The organism is Pseudomonas sp. A-RE-19, assembly GCF_019956555.1.
Lineage (GTDB): Bacteria > Pseudomonadota > Gammaproteobacteria > Pseudomonadales > Pseudomonadaceae > Aquipseudomonas.
Genome location: NZ_JAHBDQ010000054.1, coordinates 1 through 4218, shown reverse-complemented (window position 1 = coordinate 4218; position 4218 = coordinate 1). Strand labels below are relative to the sequence as shown.

At 49.8% G+C, this 4218-nt stretch carries 4 protein-coding genes; 2 read left to right on the top strand and 2 right to left on the bottom strand.

All coding sequences use genetic code 11. The features are described from left to right. A partial coding sequence (gene mobQ, locus KGB14_RS23260) for a MobQ family relaxase (RefSeq protein ID WP_223488991.1) occupies positions 1 to 1060 on the bottom strand: 1060 nt, incomplete at its 3' end. Positions 1061 to 1188: 128 nt separating this feature from the next. Here mobQ and KGB14_RS23255 point away from each other — a divergent pair. Further along, a complete protein-coding gene (locus tag KGB14_RS23255; protein WP_137491003.1) occupies positions 1189 to 1479 on the top strand; it encodes a mobilization protein in 291 nt (96 codons plus the stop codon). Between the two features lie 532 nt (positions 1480 to 2011). Beyond that, entirely contained in the window at positions 2012 to 2713 is a 702-nt protein-coding gene (locus KGB14_RS23250) for a replication initiation protein (protein ID WP_011666799.1), read from the top strand. Positions 2714 to 2961: 248 nt separating this feature from the next. Here the strand turns inward: KGB14_RS23250 and KGB14_RS23245 are convergent. Then, the coding region (locus KGB14_RS23245) for a hypothetical protein (RefSeq protein WP_411740806.1) at positions 2962 to 4218 on the bottom strand (1257 nt) is incomplete at its 5' end.

Sequence of the window (4218 nt, the reverse complement as noted above, 5' to 3'; positions counted from 1 at the left end):
CCCATTGCATCAGGGGAATACGGGAAAAACCGGACGAAAACGGCGATGATTTTTTCAGGCTGGCAGCATGGCTCATCGCTTCCTTTCGTTCGGTGTTCAGATCTTCCCAGCGTCTGCGCGTCGCCTGCATATCTGCCATCATCGACATGGCTTTACTGGTGAGTTTCCATGCTGCGTTACTGTCCGTCGGCAACGCTTCGATGATGTCATGCAGTATGTACGAAGTTGCGTTGTCAGGAAGCTCAATATTCAGAAGGTCAGCCATACGGCGTGCGGGCTCTGTCAGCTCACTGTTCCTGAGTTCGTCGCGGGAAACCTGTATTTCCAGGTTAAGCCTGTTAATCAGGCGATTCTGTTCGCCGCGTTCTGTTTCGATGCCCCACTTTTCCATCGCACAGGCCGACTTTCCGAGGTGAATGCCAGGCGTTTTCTCAACCCCCTGTCGCTCGTATGAACGATGGTCTATCTCTTCCTGATAACCGGCGTTCGCCAGCGCCCTGTTCGCATGGTCTGCCCATGATCCCCGCCATGTTTCGGCGTGAGTCCAGTCATTCCACTCACGGACTTTCTCCCCGAAGCCGTCAGGCGTGATTGCCCTCATGGATAGCATGATGTGCGCGTGTGGGTTTGACCCGCCCAGATTGTGAAAGGCCACGTCGGCGATCATGCCGCGACTGACAAAGTTTTCCCTTACGAAGTTGAGAACTGTTTCCCGTGCGGCATCCTGCGCCAGTTCACGGGGGATGGCGAGTTCGAACTCCCGCGCAAGTTGTGAGTTTTTCCGCCGCTCGGCTTTTTCAACAGCATTCCAGAGTTCGGCGCGGTTCGCACACCATGCTGGGGCGTTTGCTGGCGTCAGAATCACTGCGCTGGCTACACCGTTTTTGCGGGTGTAGTCGTGAATCACTCCGGTGCGCTCATCCAGTATTTTTTCTCCGGCACGATAGGCAGCAGAAGCAACGGCGCTGTAGCCCTTGCTTCTGGAAAGAATCTTCATGCTGAGATGATAAATTGCCATCGTGTCGTTGTTGCCGTTTTCTTTTAGCCCCGCAGGGCGCACACAAACTCGACGAAGGAGAGTTTGTATAAGTGCGCACTTCGTGATTTGCTGTGCATTATGCCAGTTCAGTTTTTAAACTACCAGTGACGCGCTAAAATACGATTTTTCACCGCGCACGGAGTTACGGAATGAGTAGAACACTCGAACAGAAGATTGCCGATGCTGAGGCCAGATTGCAGCGTCTGAAGGCGAAGAGCAGGAGCCTGGACACAGCGCAGAAGGTCATTGTGGGAGCGGCATTGCTGGCAAAGGTCAGGAAGCCTAGGGAAACACAACTACGAGCCTGGTTGCTTCATCTCCTGAAGACAGAGGTAACACGGCAGGCTGATGTGAGCAGGATACAGCCGTTGATTGACGAACTGAACGCGTTACCAAAACCAGTCCCCAAAGAAGTGTCAGAAAACGACCAACAGGCGTGAATGCACCGTCCGCTCGCCGCAGCCCCAGCGACCGAGCGTTAGCGAGCGAGTGGGCGAGGAAGCGGAAGTGAATCCGTCGCCAGATTGAGCACATACGCACGGTTTTTCGACAGGTGATATGCGCTGAACCCGCATGAATACTGGATTTCCACAGGGTTGAGCGGGGTTTTGCTAAAGCTTGCGAACCTGCTTTTTTGTAACCTGTTGTTTTTCATGATTTTTTGTTTTGAACCCCCCAAGTTTTCCACAGGCTCGCCGTTAAGTTTTTAGATCTTGTTTTTAAGATCTTGTTTTTAATACTTGTTTTAGGGCCGAATTTTCTTATGAAATTCAAGAGTTTAGAAGACTATAGGTAATATAATTTAAGGTAAAGGCAATATGATTTAAGGTGGATAGGCAATATGATTTAAGGTAAAGGCAATATGATTTAAGGTAATATTCACAGGAAAAGGGATATTAAAATTAAATCATATTGCCTTTACCTAAAGGAATGTTTATATTTTGCTCATTACCTTAGGTTGAGGGATTTACAATGTCGGATCTGATTGCCTACAAATCCAATGCACTGGTTGAGGCCAGCTATAAATTGACTCTTCAGGAACAGCGATTCTTGTTACTTTGCATTGGTCGATTGAAGTCGGGTTCTGATGCAGAATCCACTGAATTGCAAAAGACCATGACTGTTACCGCCGAAGAGTATTTCGACTCATTCCCTGATATGGGGCGGAAAAATGCCGAGGTTCAGCTACAGGAAGCAATTGATCGTTTGTGGGACAGGTCGATCATCCTTAAGGACGATGAGAAGCGCGAGGAGTTCCGCTGGATCCAGTATCGGGCACAGTACGCTAAAGGTGAGGGCAAAGCCCAAATCACTTTTTCAGATGCGGTCATGCCTTATCTGACACAGTTGAAGGGGCAATTTACTAGAGTTGTAATTAAGAACATCTCCAATTTATCAAGAAGTTACAGCATAAGAATATACGAACTTCTCCAGCAATTCCGCAGCACAGGGGAACGTATTATCGCCCTCGATGATTTTCGCTCAATGCTTGATATAGAGCATAAATATCAAACATATAAGTCTCTGAACCAGCAATTATTAAGACCTTGCGTTGACGAACTGAATCAAAAAAGCGACTTGGCTGTAACGCTTGAGACGATCAAGAAGGGGCGCACGGTTGTAGCCCTGCATTTTCGCTTCAAGGAAGACAAACAGATCAAGATGACGATCTAGAATCGATTTTAAGGCCTCTAAAACGCTCTCTGACGCGTTTTTTTTGTGTTTGGCATGCGAAGGTACTGGTGAAGTAAAAAATTGCGTCATAAACGCTCTGGCACAGTGAAAAAAGAACCCCCAATTTTTCGGGGGCGGGAAAACTATAAAGTTGATTTGTGTTATGTGTGTGCTTCTTGCATTCATCCCTGTCGATGAACATCGACGAACATAACACGATGTTAAACAAAACAAAATATTGGTCACATTCACTGTGACCAACCGCGATCATGTCTCCTCTCGGTGGCGTGTGTTCGGGCATATTCATCACGTTGCCATTCATCCCAGGTGCGCTCAAAGCCCAGCGAGCGGAACAGATGATCCGGCTGTTTTTCTGGCGTGTTGACGATAGCAAAAAGCGGTTCGCTCCAGGTTTTCAGATGAAACTGCATAAGTTCCGGCGCAGGACGTGCCGGACTGTCAGCATCGTGGTTTACCGCTTCACCATAGCCTGCAAAGCGTAAACCTTTGTCGGTCAGTGCATTGATTACCAGCTGGCTGTTGTCGGCTGTGGGGACGGCAAACGCGGGATACAGCGTACCATTAAGCCGGACAACACCGCCCATAGAGTCATCCACACCCATGACCAGCAAAAGCTGAAGCTGGCGGGTTTCACGGTCGACAGAACTCATTACCGGCATCAGAGTCGGTGGCAGACGTCCCTGCGTAAAATCCACCTTCCTTGCCGCCAGTGATGGCATGGCTGGCTGGCGGTCTTCTCCAAGACAGAAAGACTCCGGCCATGTCTTCGGCTGGCGGAGATCGCGGGTATGTTGCGGCCATGTCTGGCAAACCTGCGTCAGCAGTTGCTCAAAGGTCGCAGAGGAATAAACATGTTGCAGTGGTGGACGTTGACCGATTTCGCTTCGCTCACAGATATAACCACTCCTGTCACGCATTAAATCAACACTCTCAAAAATTCTGGCGCGGTATTTCTCCAGTTCGTTCCCCCAGAGCGTATATTCTCCGTTCCGGTTGTGAAGCAGAAGGTAACAGGTCATTTCCCCGTTACCTGGCATGGGGGCCTCGCCATACCCCGTAACGACTGCTTTCAGTACCCCTGAATCCATAACGGCATTGTCATTTCTCCTGAGCTGCTCCGCCCGACGACGTTCTGTTTCCTCCTGCTCCTTCCGGCGCAATTCCTCTTCACGTTTACGCAACTGTTCTCGGAGATCTGCAAGGCCAGATGCACCCCACTGCTGCCACTGTGTTTCAAATGCTTTTTGACTCGCGGGAATGTCCTGTTTCTCAACCTTCCAGTGATGCTGCCGCAATTTTTCCATGCGCTGGCTCAACGACTGGATTTTTTCCTGTTCGCGGCCGTATTCCGGTGCAACCCATTGCATCAGGGGAATACGGGAAAAACCGGACGAAAACGGCGATGATTTTTTCAGGCTGGCAGCATGGCTCATCGCTTCCTTTCGTTCGGTGTTCAGATCTTCCCAGCGTCTGCGCGTCGCCTG

Coding starts and splice junctions, on each gene's coding strand:
- KGB14_RS23255 (WP_137491003.1), top strand. CDS start 1,189: ATGAGTAGAACACTCGAACAGAAGATTGCCGATGCTGAGGCCAGATTG.
- KGB14_RS23250 (WP_011666799.1), top strand. CDS start 2,012: ATGTCGGATCTGATTGCCTACAAATCCAATGCACTGGTTGAGGCCAGC.